12 protein-coding genes are annotated in these 15,640 nt (G+C 49.4%); 3 read left to right on the forward strand and 9 right to left on the reverse strand.

Translation table 11 applies throughout. The features are described 5' to 3' along the window. Positions 1-66: 66 nt before the first annotated feature. The 6 genes from F566_RS0126670 to F566_RS0126700 form a co-directional block, all read right to left on the reverse strand. Positions 67-1,230 (reverse strand): ABC transporter substrate-binding protein, encoded by a 1,164-nt coding sequence (locus F566_RS0126670; RefSeq protein ID WP_020410104.1) that lies wholly within the window; start codon positions 1,228-1,230, stop codon positions 67-69. 392 nt (positions 1,231-1,622) lie between these two features. After that, positions 1,623-3,815 carry an MFS transporter gene (locus tag F566_RS0126680; RefSeq protein ID WP_020410106.1) on the reverse strand — a complete coding sequence of 731 codons (2,193 nt, stop codon included), beginning with the start codon at positions 3,813-3,815 and terminating at the stop codon, positions 1,623-1,625. A 23-nt stretch (positions 3,816-3,838) separates the two neighbouring features. Continuing rightward, positions 3,839-4,792 carry a D-alanine--D-alanine ligase gene (locus F566_RS0126685; RefSeq protein WP_020410107.1) on the reverse strand — a complete coding sequence of 318 codons (954 nt, stop codon included), beginning with the start codon at positions 4,790-4,792 and terminating at the stop codon, positions 3,839-3,841. A gap of 131 nt (positions 4,793-4,923) precedes the next feature. After that, on the reverse strand, positions 4,924-6,168 hold the full coding sequence (locus F566_RS0126690) for a diaminopimelate epimerase (protein WP_020410108.1): 1,245 nt from the start codon (positions 6,166-6,168) through the stop codon (positions 4,924-4,926). A gap of 576 nt (positions 6,169-6,744) precedes the next feature. After that, on the reverse strand, positions 6,745-8,181 hold the full coding sequence (gene gbpA, locus F566_RS0126695; protein ID WP_157497113.1) for an N-acetylglucosamine-binding protein GbpA: 1,437 nt from the start codon (positions 8,179-8,181) through the stop codon (positions 6,745-6,747). Between the two features lie 310 nt (positions 8,182-8,491). After that, positions 8,492-8,929, reverse strand: coding sequence for a VOC family protein (locus F566_RS0126700; protein WP_020410110.1), 438 nt, complete (start codon positions 8,927-8,929; stop codon positions 8,492-8,494). Between the two features lie 180 nt (positions 8,930-9,109). Between F566_RS0126700 and F566_RS0126705 the strand changes: the two genes are divergently transcribed. Continuing rightward, complete coding sequence (locus tag F566_RS0126705) at positions 9,110-9,946, forward strand: substrate-binding periplasmic protein (protein WP_020410111.1); 837 nt, start codon at positions 9,110-9,112, stop codon at positions 9,944-9,946. Positions 9,947-10,017: 71 nt separating this feature from the next. Here the strand turns inward: F566_RS0126705 and F566_RS0126710 are convergent, their stop codons facing one another. From F566_RS0126710 to F566_RS0126720, 3 genes are all read right to left on the reverse strand, one after another. Then, complete coding sequence (locus tag F566_RS0126710) at positions 10,018-12,453, reverse strand: acyl-CoA dehydrogenase (protein ID WP_020410112.1); 2,436 nt, start codon at positions 12,451-12,453, stop codon at positions 10,018-10,020. Positions 12,454-12,741: 288 nt separating this feature from the next. After that, positions 12,742-13,368 carry a uridine kinase gene (gene udk / locus F566_RS0126715; protein WP_020410113.1) on the reverse strand — a complete coding sequence of 209 codons (627 nt, stop codon included), beginning with the start codon at positions 13,366-13,368 and terminating at the stop codon, positions 12,742-12,744. Between the two features lie 102 nt (positions 13,369-13,470). Continuing rightward, positions 13,471-14,394, reverse strand: coding sequence for a LysR family transcriptional regulator ArgP (locus F566_RS0126720; protein ID WP_020410114.1), 924 nt, complete (start codon positions 14,392-14,394; stop codon positions 13,471-13,473). Between the two features lie 130 nt (positions 14,395-14,524). Between F566_RS0126720 and F566_RS0126725 the strand changes: the two genes are divergently transcribed. Continuing rightward, on the forward strand, positions 14,525-15,199 hold the full coding sequence (locus F566_RS0126725) for a LysE/ArgO family amino acid transporter (protein ID WP_020410115.1): 675 nt from the start codon (positions 14,525-14,527) through the stop codon (positions 15,197-15,199). Positions 15,200-15,411: 212 nt separating this feature from the next. Further along, on the forward strand, positions 15,412-15,640 hold a 229-nt coding region (locus tag F566_RS0126730), incomplete at its 3' end, for an IS5/IS1182 family transposase (RefSeq protein ID WP_020405130.1).

A 15,640-nucleotide genomic window follows, 5' to 3' on the forward strand; every position in this document is an offset into this window, starting at 1 on the left:
CTTCTCCGTTTGCGTGAAATATAACTCTTAAACCTTACAGCAGCACCATAGAAATCAAGCCTATCATTATGGGGTTTCGATCTCTTTGAATAGTTCGTCGGTCGCGCCGAGCAGCAGTAAAGAGGGATTAAACTCAATGATTTCTGCGGTCCTCAGATTAAGTGCCATTCTGGGAGGCTCTTCGAACAACTGGGGCAGCTCATTAGGTTCGGCTCCATTGAAAATCTTGGCAATAGTTTGCGCGTGAAAGTCGCCAAAATAGCGAAAATTGGCCTGCGACAGACTGGCCAGTATGCCATAACGAACTTCCTGTGACCCGAGCTGAGAGAATGTGGGGATTTTGTACTTGTGTGCTGTCCTGACAATCACCGGAAGGCTCTTGTTGGTCACACCACCCTGTTCGGTAACATATATGGCATCCACTTTGGGGGCTAACTGCTGATAGCAGTTGATGGCGCTGTGTTCTGCCAGACTGATATTGCTGATATCGCTTTGTGTATGGCAGGAAACCACTGAAAATCCAAGCTTTTTGGCCAGATTCTGAATGGTATCCACGGCCGCATAGCTGCGTCCGGTCTGAGTGTCTTCATAAGCGACACCGAGACGTTTGAAATTGGTAATATCATGGAATACCCGGATTTGCCGGGCATACTTCCCAGGGTCGATCGTGGCATTAACGTGGCTGAAGCCGGAATCCTCGATACTTTCTATGATCCCTGCGGAAATCGGGTCTGTTGAGGAGAATACCAGCGTTGGCGTCTTGTGCTTATTGTTTGCCAGGTCCAGGCCGGCCCGGGTTCCCATCGCAATCATCAGGTCAATGTCTTTACGGTCATTAAGACGATTGATGATCGTTTTGGTTATTTTCTCGCTGGTTTTGTCATCCCATCGAGCGCTGTAGTGGGCATCCGGGACGAATTCAATGTAGTCACTCTTCAGTGCCGTTGTGAACCACTCCCAGAGATCGGCAGTCTGTTCACCTTCCTGGGGAGGGATAACCTGTGATTCTATCCACCCGAGGGTCATCAATGACCTGACAGTCGCCGCAAGAACCTGCTGGTAGTTGATGTATTCGCCGCCTTCATAGTATCCGATACGCCAGCGTTTTCCATCATTGGTGATCGGGTCGGTACTGAACTTCTCGTGATGTTCAGCCGCTGCAGGCAGACAGATACACAGGGCCATCATAATGACCGCGACAAGAGCGGGTAAATTAGGTTTGTTTCTCATACTCCATTCTCCTGTGCACACTTGATGGCGTCGAAATAGTGACTACGCCAATGTATAAGTTTCCCCTTATCCTTTACTGTCTATGCGTTTATACATCTACAAACCTGATGAAGACTTGATATTCAAAGGGTGATACATGCTTCATCGTCTAACTTACAGCTCTGATCGGAAGCCTGTCTGATTACGTGGAACCCTCATGTTTTACTACCGGGTTACCGGAGCCGTAATAGCAGGCCACAGATCCTCTTCCACCGGCACGGCGCCCGAGTTTAGAAGGATACGTTCCAATAGCATAGCCATAAATTGGTTTATTTCCAGATATCGGCTTTTTTACCTGGAACGGATCAAATAATTGATAATCTTGGTTGAAACCCATACAAAACCATTGATTTTTAACGGGAAGATTCCATCTTGTAAACCACTGTGGATTCTCGTGCTGCGAGTACCTGGAATAATACGACAGTGACCAGATATATGGCGCCGAGAGACGCGACGCCGAGACGTATATCAGACATTGCGGCCACGGCAGAAAATACAATCGGTCCCAGCATTTGTCCAATCCGGCTGGAGGCGCGGAAAATACCCAATGCCTTGCCCTCACCATATTGCTTGCTGACATCCAGGTTGAGCACATAGGCGCTTTGTGACGGCAGGACAAAGCACCCGGAAAGGCCCAGAAGAATTACTGCGACAGTGGCGGCATAAATGCCTTCCAGTCCGGCAAAGGACAAAAACGCCAGGCTGGCCAGGATCCCACCCACCATGATAGGAAGTTTCTTGCTCGTTGCTTTGTCTGCGAGCCGTCCAATTGCCGGGCCCAGCAAGGTCAGGCAAATACCGTAGAGCATTAGAGTCTGGCCGATCTGAGATTCTGACACGCCAATTTTACTGAGATACACCGGCGTAAAATAGTGTAGAAAACCGATGACCCCTATGGCGGCAGGGAAGCTACTGAGAAGTGCGACAGCAATAAATCGTGGATCACGGAGAAACTGCCAGACAGATATTCCCGGTTTTGACGTGGCAGGTTGTGTCAGGGTTTCGGGAGCTGTATTGATTGAAGGCTCCTTGGCCGGTTTGTCCTCACGCAGATAGATAAATGCATAGACTGCCACGGTAAATACCATCAGAGCACCGCCAATAAAGACGACATCATATCCATAGCGTTCTGCAATCATGGCGCCGGTTGCGGCTCCGCAGATACTGCCGGAATAGAGGCCGGCGAACAGATGAGCCAGTCCTTCTGTTTTGGTTTTGGAGTCTGTGTGGCTGACGACAAAGCCCTGAGCTGCAAGTAATGTCAGGCCATATCCGAATCCGAGTACAGCCCGGGAAATAACAAACTGCCAGGCTTCTGCCGAAAGCCAGGAAAACACTCCCCCAGCCGCAGTGAGCAGTAATCCACAGGCAAAGGGCTGAACCCAGCCTTTACGGTCGAGCCAGGCGCCGGAAACAAATATTGCTATGCCCACACATAGAAACTCAACGGATATGGGCAGCCCTAGGATGAATTCTCTCGATAGCCCTGGAATCGGTGTATACAGGCGTTCCATATGAAGAGGTAGTATGGACATCGCCAAATCGATGGAAAACAGAAACAGGAATATGGCCGGGCGCATTGCTTTATACAGTTGAGGATTCTGTATTGCGTTTCCTGAGTTGGGTTGAACCGGAGGCGTTGGTTTACGGCCGTTAAACAGGAGGATGGAGAGCTCAATACTAATTAACAATGCGATCAGCATCACCGTGACATTGTCCGTCAGCAATGAAAATAGCAGGACACTGAGGTCCGGTGTTGCCATGGTATTGCCGATAAGGGTTGTCAGGTCGGTCTCTATATCCTGCCAGACAAATGAAAACAAGGCGGCATGTGCGGCTGCCAATGTCAGTACACCGCTACAGACCAAAACTAGCCGAGACCACCTGGACATGCGGGGTTCCGTGTAAATAAATGTTTTACTCAAGGGAATCAGAATGACGGTCGTCAGTGACAATACAAGCAGTCCAATGAGGCCTGCATTGACAAGCGTTCCAGTGACTGCGGCCTGCCTTGCGTCGCGACCGCTCTCAGTTGCCCGCAAGTCCAGGGCAATAAGCAGGGTGGCTGGAGAGGTCGATACCGGAACCACAATATTATAGGCCTGCTCAAGGGTGGCATATCGCCAGGTTTCAGCTGTCGATAAGCCGGTAGTCAGTCCATTGAAAGACGGCAGTTTTTTCAGTTGATAATCACTCGGTAGGGATAGGCCGGATAGTGTCGGGGACGTAGAGTTTTGAATCTGGCCTGTTGTGCCCGCCAGAGATACGACAATTTCGCCGGGAAGTCCCTGGGCGCTGAGTTTATCCCTTATGTCGATAAGGGTTTGCTGTCCGGCAGACTCTGAGCCAGCCGGATTGGTATCCGGATTTACAGAAGCAAGATCTGTCGTGGCGATAGTCGTGGTAAGAAAGTACTGTTCATGCAGGCGCTCAAAGACCATATACGACAGGAATGCACTGAGCGTCAGTGTTACCGCAAGTAATAATGCTGTTTTGACAAAATACTGTAAGGGCCTGAATGCCTGCATTCGGTGATCCTCCTTCATCAGCGATGATTTTCCTGTGTATTCTATGCGGACTTCGCCAGGGTGGTTCTTAAAATCGCCAATACCAGATTCTGGTAATTGAAGCCGGCAGCTTCAGCGGCCATCGGTGTCAGACTTTCGCGGTTCATGCCTGGCGCTGAGTTGACTTCAAGTAACCAGGCTGTGCCTGCTTCATCCACGATAAGATCAACCCGGCCCCAACCGTCGCAATCCAGTGCCTGAAATGCTCTAAGTGCCTGCTCCATTACAGCTAGTTCCTGAGCTTCGGATAAACCGCATGGAAGCAGGAATTGGTTGTCGTCGGCCACGTACTTTGCGTGATAGTCGTAATAGTCTCTTCCAGGTTTAACACCCACAACCGGAAGCGCTTCACGACCTAGAATGGCCACGGTAAATTCGCTGCCGGGAATCCATTTTTCGGCCAGTATCAAGTTGTCGTACTTGGCTGCCGTCCTGTATGCAGCAGCCAGTTCTTCTGCCGTGCTCACCCGGCACATGCCAATGCTGGAACCTTCATGGGCGGGTTTTACCATAACGGGACCCTGCATGTGTGCCACCACGCCTTCCCAGTCGGTATTCTCGGATAGCTGTACATAAGGCGCTGTTGCCACGCCGGCGGACTCCCATACCTGCTTGGCTTTTAGTTTGTTCATCGCCAGCGCCGATGCCAGCACGCCGCTTCCGGTATAAGGTTTACCCAGAAGATCAAGTGTCCCCTGAATGGAGCCGTCTTCTCCGCCACGACCGTGCATGGCAATGAAGACCCGGTCATAAGTTTCTGTCAGTAACGGCATCAGGCCGTCCTTCGGATCGACCATAAAGCTGTCTACACCTGCATCCCGTAATGCTCCGAGAACATTTCTTCCGCTATCAAGAGAAATCTCCCGCTCTGCTGAGGTTCCTCCGGCAAGGACCATAACACGGCCCAGTTGCTTTGCCTGAAATGACTCATTCTGGTGCTTGAGATATTGTTCCATAATGTTGTACTCATGTCGGTATCGATGTTGTTCATCTTGTCCTTGACCAGAGGTATCTGAATTATTCTCACTAGAAACTCTGGTCTCAGGGAGTGGTTGTCTGCACCATCCGTTTTTGTGGATAGGTCCGCCTAAACCTTTTGTGCCGGTCGTCTGGAGTAGTACGTGACTCCTGGGTGACTCAGAGTAAGTTCCTGCATGGTGGAATATTCGACATTGTCGTCCATATACGTATCGTTATCAGATTGACGTTTTATACTGAATGGCGGCGTACTGTAACGTCCCTCGAACAGGAAGAAAGGGTTGGTTGTCAGACACCAACCGGAAGAAGTCTCCAGTATCTTAATGCTGGCATCTGCTTCCTCAGTACAACGCTTGGGGATTAGCTCTATGCTGGTGAATTTAAGGCCAAATAGGTTCTGGGCCACAATCGCTACCGCAAGAGCACCGGTGCAGCAGGCATGGGTTTCGCGATTGATGCCGCGTTCAAAGCAGCGGTTTTCTACTTTCCCAAGATGGTTGATACGTGCAAAGTTGACGCTAATGCCTTCCGGAAACAAATGCTTGCATCGTTTGTTGATAAAGTAACCTATACGATGGACCAGTGCAGACCCGATTCCACGACGGGAATCCTGAGGCGAGGCACCGTTGACTGTCGATCCGAAAACCAGGTCTGCCAATCCCGGCCTGGAAAAATCCAGATCAGGGAAAACGACCATATGGGGTTCGCCCGTAAACACCAGGTAGGCTCTGAAGGACAATCTGCCATCCGGTATATAATCCTGGAAATCTGTTGCCCTGAAACTGATGTTGAGTTCATTGATCATATCAATGGCGTCAGTGACGGGCTGAAGGTTATCTGCCGAAATCAATTTTGCCGGCATTTTTCTGGGCGTACCCAGGTTAACCCAGCTTCCTGCCGCACCATTACTGCCAATAGCGACTGTATTTGGATGGGACATGGGGATTTCGGTGACAATGCTGGTTGACGTTACGCCATATTTTTGCCGCAGGTAGTCGGCGACACAAATTAGTCCGTTACCGCAACAGGCTGCTTCATCACCATTTGGTTCAAACATGCGAAACACATAGTCTGCCGACGGTAGCGATGGCAGGTCACTCCAGTAGTGCCGGGATCGCCAAATTGTCGACAGGGTTTGGGGTGAGGCCTTCTGAACGACCAGTAGATTGTCGCAGCCGATACCAAATGAGGTACTTGTTGCTTTTCCTGCGAACTCTGACCAATCCTCTTCCTCCAGGGGGGAGGATTGAGTGGCATCAACGATAACAAAGTTATTGCCACAAGAAGTGTATTTTACAAAAGGAATCGTCCCTGACGCCGCATCTATAACTCCATCATAGTCGTCACATGACATACAAGACTCCTTTTATTGTGATTGCGTACATCCCGCCATTGAACATAGCACGGGTCGTAGGGACTTCCAGAAAGATTCAGTGATAAAACGCAATAATAGGTAATGAAAAATTATCGACGGTAATTCACTTCATTCATGACTTTATGTCATTAATTTTTTTAGGAAGAAGTTATAAAGGAATGATATTAAAAGAATTTTAAGTTGATGTCGTGACTCTATATATGCTTCCTGCGAAAAGTTAGGTTTTAATCACGTTTAGGCTGGTAGATGTGGCTGAAGGCGTCATCTGTTTTTGTGCATGCTTTTTATGTAATGCTGGGCTCAGCATCGGTTGATTGGCTTTCATTAGCTAGAAGTGGAAAAGGAATGCATAGTCACGTGTTGAGCTATAAGACCGGGAAGTCGGTATGAAATTCAACGCCAAAATGACATATGTCCACGGGAGTTGGTATAACGACAAAATGAAGAAGGTTGGTCCTTACTTACCTGAAATAACTTTATGAGAGTATATTAAAACTGAAAGTTCTGTTAAGAGATAAGGCCTCGTAACGAGGCCTTTAGGACGTTTAGAGCTCGTCAGTCCGCTAGTACCCAAGCATCCTGCCAGTAAGCACCGACACCGGGTTCATAGTGGTTGGCGTTTTCTGAGTAGATCGTACACCAGCCACTGTAGGGGAATGGCTTACAACGGTAGATTTTGCCGTCTCTTGCCAGTACCCGGGTTCCATCTTTATAGGATTGCAGGTTATCCGGGTACACGTGGTCATAATTACCATCGGGAGGATTGGTGTCCCCGTCGTCTTTTAACAGGAATCCTTGTGTTTTCTGCACAACCTTACCGTCTTTGCTTTCTCCCTTGATGACCAGAGAGTAGGCACCTGCTTTTGCTTCTTTGATATCCAGTAGGAAATTGTAAGAAGTATTGTTCACAGAGGCTTCAACAAAGCCGGCAGCTGAACCGTCAGGAGCATAGGCAAATGCACTGACTTTCATATTGGCATTGGTCGAGACAGTAAAATCGATACTGGCCATACCGGATTCAATGGCATATTCACTCTTCAGACCGCTCAAATCCAATTGTGGCTCAGTGGAATCCCCTTTGACGATCTCAACTTCCACCCGCTCAATGCCGCTATCTATGGTAGTGAAAATATCATTCTGCCCATAAGCAGGGACGATGTCTCCATCATGATTCTGCTTTCCGGCTCGCAGGTAATCACTCTCATTGTTGATGGCTGTCGCCAGTTGGAAAGGCCATTGGTTTTTACGGCCAGCGTCTTCTGAATCAATACGCAGAACAGTCTGTAGACCAGGATTTTCACCGGTGCCGTCAAACACTCGTGTTTTCACCTGATCACCCGGCATCAGATCAATTGATGGATTGATATCACCAATGTCCTGCCAGGTTGTTGGGTCAGTCGGATTGTCGCCATCGAAATTGACATCGATCACCTGGTAAAAGCTGTTGACGGTATCGCCTACATCCCATACGCCCAGTATAACGTGGTAACCGCTTCGGGATGGCACATCACAGTCATGAGAAAGATCTGTCGGCGGACGTTGGTTATTCCCCTGATGGGTACAAAATGGCTGTGCTTCGAAAGAGCTTCTTTTTAGCGGGGCATTCGGGTTCCAGTTCTCTTTGGTGATGAAATAACGCCAGTCACGAGTGGCGTGATTGGCAGTGAAGTGCCAGCTGAAAGTGTTTCTGCCCGCTTGCATGGGAAGCTTGTTCCAGCGGTTTACTGACTGCTCGTCAAGTTCTGAAAAATGGGAAACGCCAGCACTTGCTATCTTACCATCAGCAGGGCCCGTCTCCGGGTAGCGATCCGGACCTTCGACGCTTTGGGGTTCCCATTGAATAGCGCCACAGTTTACGTTGTCACCCAGCTTGCATTGATAGGAGCGGGAAGCAGGGCTGGAAATATAGCCGTGTGCCAGCACGTTTTGCGCTATAAACGGCAGTGCGATCAGGCAACCGAGCATTAGGTTTTTGGTATGTAACTTATTCACGGTGAATCCTCTCGTTCTATTGGTAGAGTCCTTTACTCAAGGAGAACTTTTTATTCTAGATTGAGTTGAATCTCACTAATATCGGCAATTTACCTGATATTTATAAGACTTGGAGTTTAAAGGATTAATGAAAATGATCTATTGAAGTGGCATGCTTTTGGTATTGTTTTGGAGACAAAATAAATTGTTTTGGTTTTTTATTGGAGCTATTTGTCGAATGGTTCACAAATTTTTAAGCCAGAACGATTCCAAAAGTCTCTGCATCGTCCGCTGACACCTACTTAGCCCATGTGCTCTAGATGCTCACTGGCTATGCTTTCAGCGCCTTTTCTGTCGCTGCTTCAGCTCCCGGACCCAAGGGTTGGCCGTAGCTGAACTCGATGTAGTTTCCATTGGGGTCCTGTAGGCCACAGTAATATCCTACGGGGAAGGGATCTTCACGAGGAGGCCAGATCAGACAGCCGGCGATTTCCGCCCTTCGTGCGATGAGGTCAACCTGTTCACGACTTTCCAAAGCGAACCCGAAGTGACGGTAATCAGTATCTGTCAGCTGAAGGTCTTCTCCGCCATTCATCAAAACGAAGATGAAATCCTTTTCCCGTCCTGGCTCTGCCATCCAGACAATCGATTTTGCGTCATGATCCCGCCGATGAACAATGTCCATTCCACAGAATTCCCGGTAAAACTGAATACAGGCGTCAAGGTTGCGTACATGGAGGGCGATATGTGTGATGCGGGGGGAGTGCATAATACAATCTCCTGTTGCGGAAGGGAGATGTCGATACCCGTGAGACATTCCTGCCTCCTGGATAAGGTTGGTTTATGGTAACGCGTTGAGAAGGAATGCTGCAATCCGAGAGGATTTATAGTCTAGACTTAAAGAATCGTTGTCATTTTTCTCATCCTACTGCCGCTGATGGTTGTTTCGATGCGCTGCCTTTTGATTCTCATTCCGACAATGCTCCTCTGTTCCGCTCCAGCTCTGGCGTCGGACGAAAAGCCTGATAATTCTCCGGCGAAAAGGTCCGTTGTATCCCTGGCGACATTGAACTGGCAGCCCTATGTTGGGGAGGAACTTGAAAGTAAAGGTTATGTGCATGAACTGGTAGGGGAGGCCTTCAAACGGGGAGGTTATAAACCCAGGATTCAATTTTACCCATGGGCCAGGGCATTGGATACGACCCGTCAAGGGAAGGTCGATGCACTGTTTCCTGAATATTATTCCGATACCCGGTTGGATGAATTTGCCTATTCAGATCCATTTCTGGGTGGGCCCGCGGGATTCTACGTCCGCAAGGACAGTGGTATCGAGTTCAGCATTGACCCGCGACTGAACCAGCATGCTGCGTTGCTGGGGCTGAGTCAGTACAAGTTTGGGGTGGTCAGAGGCTATTTGAATACAGATACCTTTGATAAAGCTGACTTTCTTTACAAAGAAGAGGTTACCGACGACCTGACCAACTTGCAGCGACTCTATCACAATCGGGTCCAACTGATCTTCATTGATAAATTTGTTGCTGAGTATCTGATCGATAAACATTACCGGGAATACAGGAAAGTACTGGACTTTCTGGAGCCTCCTCTGGAAATCAAATACCTCTATGTGGCCTTTTCAAAAAAGGTGCCTGACTATAAAAGCAAGCTCGAAGCTTTTAACCGGGGGCTGCAATTAATGCAGCGAGACGGGGCGATGGAAAAAATATATATACGCCACGGGTTTAAAGAAGTGCTTTGGTATGAGGGAGAGCTGGGCAAACTCCGATAATCGCCTGTCCGGCAATATTGCTGACAGACAATTATCGGTGTCACTTGTCTTAGTCTGGCCCCTGTCTGGCTTTAGTCTGATTGGGTCACCGGTAATTCATCCGGATGAAAGTGGTCCACCTGTATCGCGTCGTCTACCGCTTCCGCGGCGTCCCGCACTTTCTGGGATTCTGATTCAGTGAGAATGTTTTTCTCCCTGGCCTGTTGTAACTGCTCATCAAGAGTCAGTCCTTCATCCAGTTTGCCTGCCTTGATCGCTTTTTTAAGCGCTTTCTCGGCAGATTCAGCAGCGATTTTCAACAGAAAGGCATTTTCCACTCTGCCGATCGGGTCATCCGGCTGGGTGCTGCGATAAACACCCTCGACCAGTCTGTCACGGGCAGCGGAGGGGTGCAGTAAAAGATCTGCGATGGCATCTTCTGTGATATCGTTCGCAGGCTCCATATTCCGACCCAGAGGAAATATGACCAGCCTCATCAGTATGGCCAGTATTGGCGATGGATAGTTTTTCAGAGTTTCATGTAATGCCTGTTGCGTATTATACAGGCAATGTTGAACTGCCCAATCCAGCAGCGGTGCATCCTCCCTTGGGCAGCCGTCATCATGAAACCGTTTAAGGACGGATGACGCAAGATAGAGATAACTGAGGCAATCTCCCAGTCTGGCTGATATTTTTTCCCTTCTTTTTAGATCCCCGCCCAATGACATCAGTGTGACATCGCTGAGAAGCGCAAAAGCGGCGGCAAACCTGGAGAGGTGCTGAAAGTAACGCTTGCTCAGAGGGTGATGCTCCGGTACTTCTGCAATCAGACTGCCAGTGAGGCCCAGCATCAGGCTTCTACCCACCAGTTGTACATTACGGTGAATATGTTTAAAAAAAACGTGGTCAAATTCCTGCAGGCCCTTTTCTCTATCCTCCATCTGAGCGGCTTCCATTTCCTTTAACAGATAGGGGTGGGAGCGGATGGAACCCTGGCCAAAGATCATCAGGCTGCGGGTCAGAATATTGGCTCCCTCCACAGTAATACTTATCGGAATTGCCTGATAGACACGGGCAATGTAGTTGCGTGGACCTTTGATGACGCCACGTCCGGCGTGAATGTCCATGGCATGCCCGACGACTTTCCGCATTTTTTCGGTGTTATGATATTTGAGAATGGCTGAAGGGACAGATGGTTTCTCTCCTTGATCCAGCAGGCCTGCCGTCATACAACGGGCACTGTCCATGATGTAGGAGAGTCCACCAATGGGTGCCAGCGCTTCTTTGACCCCTTCAAAATAGCCAATCGGCAAACCAAACTGTTCCCTGATTCGCGCGTAAGCCCCTGACGTCAGGCTTGAGAGTTTTCCTGCACCGGTCGCCAGGGCGGGGAGTGAAATCGCACGTCCCACTGCCAGGCAGTTCATCAGCATCATCCAGCCCTTACCGATGAAGTCCTCCCCACCAATCAGATAATCCAGGGGAATGAATACATCTTTCCCCCAGGTCGGACCATTCATGAAAACTGTATTCAAAGGCAAGTGACGGGCACCGGTCTGCACACCGGGTGTACTGGTCGGGATCAGTGCACAGGTCACACCACGGTCGACTACATCACTCAGCAGTTTGTCAGGATCATAGACCTTAAAGGCGAGTCCCAGAACTGTCGCAACAGGGGCCAGAGTGATATATCGCTTGTTCCAGTTCAGGCGCAGGCCAATCACTTCTTTGCCTTCCCATTCACCTTTACACACGATGCCGGTGTCTGGAATGGCGCCGGCATCGGAGCCCGCTTGGGGACCGGTCAGAGCAAAGCAGGGGATCTCCTCTCCTTTTGCCAGTCTCGGGAGATAGTAATCACGCTGTTTTTGAGTGCCGTAATGCATCAATAACTCTGAAGGCCCTAAAGAGTTAGGCACCATGACCGTGACCGCTGCGGTGATGCTGCGGGTGGCGATTTTCATGACCGCCGTGGAGTGGGCCAGGGCGGACAGCTCCAGGCCTCCATACTTCTTCGGGACAATCATGCCGAAGAAGCCATTGTCTTTGATGAACTGCCAGATTTCAGGTGGCAGGTCATAGCGTTCATGGGTGATTTCCCAATCGTCGAGCTGGGTGCAAAGCTCGTTTACTGGGCCGTTGATAAATGCTACTTCTGCATCGGACAGTTCTGGCTTCGGCATGTTCAAAAGATGATGCCAATTCGGTTTACCGCTGAATAATTCTCCGTCCCAGCTGACCGTCCCGGCCGCAATGGCTTCTTTTTCCGTATCGGAAAGCCCCGGCAACACTCGACTGACCCAGCCGAAAATTCGGGTGGTCAGATATTGTCTTCTAAGGTCGGGAAAGTTCAGCAGAGTGATGGCGGCTATATACCCGGCCCAAAGTAACAGGAGTCCGAGTGGGCTTGGATCGATCAGGCTATACAGCAGAATGCCGATCGTCAGTAACAGACTCCAGGCGATAGCCTCTCCACCGAGGTAAGCGAGAATTAACGCTGCCAGAATAAACAGCAGAAATAGTGCCATGTCATCCTCCTTGGATGTCGCGAGATAGTGGTGCCGGTGCAGGTTCTCGGTACAGGCAATATCCGATGTAGGTTCTTTAAAGGGACCGGCAACTCACACTAACCCTATCATCGTGTCTGTGAAGAATAAACGGGGTAGAACAAGAATAGGCGGATTCTAAAAGCGAGCTGCTCTTTCCTTTTCTCTTTTTGTCTCTTTTTGTCTCTTTTTGTCTCTTTTTGAGGAAAGCTCAGCTTGCTCTAAGTGAAGTGATCGTCAAGCAGAAGCGAGAAAACCGTTTTCCGGGCCCTAGCCCAGCAATTGTTTGATCCGTGCTTTCAGCATTTCTATAGCAACCCGGTTTTTACCACCACGTGGAACGATAATATCGGCAAACTGCTTGGAAGGTTCAACGAATTCCAGGAACATCGGTCTGACAGTCTTTTTATATTGTTGGATGATTGACTCCATGGTCCTGCCGCGTTCCTCGGTATCCCGACGTAATCTACGCAGCAGGCAGATATCCAGTGGTGTGTCGACATAGATACTGGTATCCAGGCGTTTGCGGATGTTCTTGTCGCTGAGAAGTAATATTCCTTCAACGATAATAACCTTGCGGGCTTCCATGGCAATGGTGTCAGGGCTTCGGTTGTGTTCTTTGAAATCGTAGACAGGGACATCCACCTGATGACCCTCTCTGAGTACATCAAGGTGTTCTACCAGAAGGTCGTGATCAAATGCGTTTGGGTGGTCGTAGTTGGTCAGAACCCGTTCCGACATATCCATGTGAGACTGGTCTTTGTAGTAGGAATCCTCTTTGATAATGCCGATCTGCCAGGCACCGACTTCCTCTTTCAGTTCTTCGTAAATGGTCGCGGATAAAAGGCTTTTGCCAGAAGCGGAGGCGCCGGTAATACCGATAAAAATGGACGACATGTCAAGATTCCAGATGCTCAAAAGCGGCTATTTTAGCGACTCCGGCGCTATCGATGAACTATTTGTTAATGTTGTTTTGACATAAATCGGCAACAAATCTCTTTAACTCTTCAACGGCAGTGGCTCAGAAGAAGAATCAGGGTGGTCCAGAACTTTTCTGGCATGTTGAATAATGGCATCTGTCAACCTCTGGCTCATTCGGCTTTTAAGATCCCATATATGCCAATAAAGCTCGATATTCAGCGGGCTGTCGGGTTTAAGCTCCACGACTTGGCCGGATAGCAGAAACTCTCTGGACTGGACATCCGGCACCATGCCCCATGCATGCCCTTTGGCAATCAGTTCCAAGAAGGATTCGGTTGAGGGGACACGATGAGGGGGATGCGCTGGAACCACCTTGTGGTACCGGTGCAAGTAGTGCTTCTGTAAATCGTCTTTGTGGTTGTACTCAGCATAAGGAGCCGCCCTCATCGCTTCTGGAGTAATGCCATCAGGAAAATAGCGTTCCAGATAGGCGGGGGAAACAAGACTTCGATACACCATGGTTCCCAGATGGAAACAGTTACAGCCACTGATAGAAGTGGGACTGCTGCTGATGCAACCAATGACGTCGCCATTGTGCAGAAACTCATGGGTGCGGTCCTGGTCGTCCACCTTGATATCCAGGCGCCAGTGATACTTATCAATCAACGGTGACAGGGCATCGAGCAGCCAGGTGGCCAGACTGTCGGCATTGGTACCTATTGAGATAGTTTTGGGAGTGTCTGCCTGAACCTCAAACTCCGTCATCATCTCTGACTGAAGGTGTTCAATCTGCCTGTAATATCTCATCAGTTTCACACCGTCCTGAGTCAATCTGGCCGGGGACTCCCGTATCACCAGGATTTTCCCCAGTGATTTTTCCAATTGGCGGATACGCTGGGAGATTGCGGACTGAGTCAAAGACAGCTTTCGGGCGGCTTTTTCAAAACTGCCTTCGTCGATCACGGTTGCCAGAGCCTTGAGTTGTCGCAGTTCGAAATGCATAAATATTTCTAATGTATCAGTAAAATGATTAATTATTTTTATTCTATCGGTGAGTTTATTCTGTTAGCAAGATGAATTGGGCCTGATACCAGATTGGGTCAGGTTGGATCAAATAGGTATGGGGTAAGAGATGGAAGCTATGGTCGTTCTGTTAAAGGGGTTTATCACTGCAGGTAGCCTGATTGTCGCGATTGGGGCCCAGAACGCCTATGTACTGACGCAGGGAATCCGTGGTCACTTTATCCTGACGATAGCGCTGACCTGCATTGTAATTGATGTCAGCCTTATATTTGCGGGAGTGGCCGGTGTTGGAGTCCTGATTGCAGGACAGCCTTTGTTGCTGTTGGGGGCGGCTCTTGGTGGTGCGATATTCCTGACAGTATACGGGACCAGGGCTCTGATGTCGGCGTTTAGTGAGCAAAGTATGGAAGCGGGTGGCAGAGTGCTGCGATCCCGGGCCAATGCTGTATGGGTAACGGCGGCCATATCCCTGTTGAATCCCCATGTGTATCTGGACACGGTGCTGCTCATCGGGAGTATCGGTGGACAATATCCGTTACCGGAACGGTACTGGTTCGGATTTGGTGCGATGATGGCCTCCACTACCTGGTTTCTGGCTCTGGTATTTGGCGCGCGTCGGCTGGCGCCGTTTTTTGCCCGTCCTGGAACCTGGAGATTATTGGACCTTCTGGTTTGTATGCTGATGTGGTCTCTGGCTGCGTCTCTCTGGTGGCAGGGGTATGAATACTTCCTGGCGGCAGAGGCGAGGATTCCCGCTCTGTTTGACCAATCGTGGGCTCCATAACGACAAATTGGGCCGGTGTAAGGAAGCAGGCTTAAACCTGACAGAAAGTTACCTGATAGGCTGAGATCTGGAAGATAGATGTTTGACAGACAGCAATCGGTCCTCCCGCTTATCGGTACTGGTAAGTTGCCGATCAGAGGTCTAGGGAGGCTCTGAATAACTCCCCAAATCAGTCATAATACGGCCAACTTCACTCATCAGGAATACTATCCATGGATCAGATGACTTTCTCCGAAGCTGAATACCAGAATAAGAAGCGTAAGACCCGCCGGGAAATCTTTCTGGAGCGAATGGATAAGCTGATCCCATGGAAACGCATGGAAAAGAAGATCGCCCGCTATTACCCCAAGGGCGAGAACGGCCGCCCTCCGTATCCGTTATCCACCATGCTTCGTGTCCACTGCATGCAGCTATTTTATAACCTCAGCGATCCTGCCATGG

The sequence above is a fragment of the Hahella ganghwensis DSM 17046 genome (assembly GCF_000376785.1).
Lineage (GTDB): Bacteria > Pseudomonadota > Gammaproteobacteria > Pseudomonadales > Oleiphilaceae > Hahella > Hahella ganghwensis.

Coding starts and splice junctions, on each gene's coding strand:
- F566_RS0126670 (WP_020410104.1), bottom strand. CDS start 1,230: ATGAGAAACAAACCTAATTTACCCGCTCTTGTCGCGGTCATTATGATG.
- F566_RS0126680 (WP_020410106.1), bottom strand. CDS start 3,815: ATGAAGGAGGATCACCGAATGCAGGCATTCAGGCCCTTACAGTATTTT.
- F566_RS0126685 (WP_020410107.1), bottom strand. CDS start 4,792: ATGGAACAATATCTCAAGCACCAGAATGAGTCATTTCAGGCAAAGCAA.
- F566_RS0126690 (WP_020410108.1), bottom strand. CDS start 6,168: ATGTCATGTGACGACTATGATGGAGTTATAGATGCGGCGTCAGGGACG.
- F566_RS0126700 (WP_020410110.1), bottom strand. CDS start 8,929: ATGCACTCCCCCCGCATCACACATATCGCCCTCCATGTACGCAACCTT.
- F566_RS0126705 (WP_020410111.1), top strand. CDS start 9,110: ATGCGCTGCCTTTTGATTCTCATTCCGACAATGCTCCTCTGTTCCGCT.
- F566_RS0126710 (WP_020410112.1), bottom strand. CDS start 12,453: ATGGCACTATTTCTGCTGTTTATTCTGGCAGCGTTAATTCTCGCTTAC.
- udk (WP_020410113.1), bottom strand. CDS start 13,368: ATGTCGTCCATTTTTATCGGTATTACCGGCGCCTCCGCTTCTGGCAAA.
- F566_RS0126720 (WP_020410114.1), bottom strand. CDS start 14,394: ATGCATTTCGAACTGCGACAACTCAAGGCTCTGGCAACCGTGATCGAC.
- F566_RS0126725 (WP_020410115.1), top strand. CDS start 14,525: ATGGAAGCTATGGTCGTTCTGTTAAAGGGGTTTATCACTGCAGGTAGC.